We start from the raw sequence: 435 nt of genomic DNA on the forward strand, positions 1-435 counted from the left end.
ACGCAGAAGACGACGTGCACCGGGGTCGAGATGTTCCGCAAGTTGCTCGATGAGGGCCAGGCGGGTGACAACATCGGTGCGTTGTTGCGTGGGACGGACAAGGACGATGTGGAGCGGGGGCAGGTGTTGTGCAAGCCGGGCAGCATCACGCCGCACACGAATTTCGAGGGTCAGGTTTATATTCTGACCAAGGATGAGGGTGGGCGTCACAAGCCGTTCTTCAACAATTATCGTCCGCAGTTCTTCTTCCGGACGACGGATGTGACGGGCACGATCGAGCTCCCGAGTGGGACCGAGATGGTGATGCCTGGTGACAATGTCGAGATGACCGTCGAGTTGGGCAAGCCGATCGCGATGGACGAGGGTTTGCGTTTCGCGATCCGTGAGGGTGGGCGCACGGTGGGCGCCGGCCGAGTCACCAAGATCATCGCCTGA

1 protein-coding gene is annotated in these 435 nt (G+C 60.5%); it reads left to right on the top strand.

Features of this window, described 5'->3' with window-relative positions:
- On the top strand, positions 1-435 hold a 435-nt coding region (locus ON45_RS03350; RefSeq protein WP_040491956.1), incomplete at its 5' end, for an EF-Tu C-terminal domain-related protein.

The organism is Ilumatobacter nonamiensis YM16-303 (assembly GCF_000350145.1).
Taxonomy (GTDB): domain Bacteria; phylum Actinomycetota; class Acidimicrobiia; order Acidimicrobiales; family Ilumatobacteraceae; genus Ilumatobacter_A; species Ilumatobacter_A nonamiensis.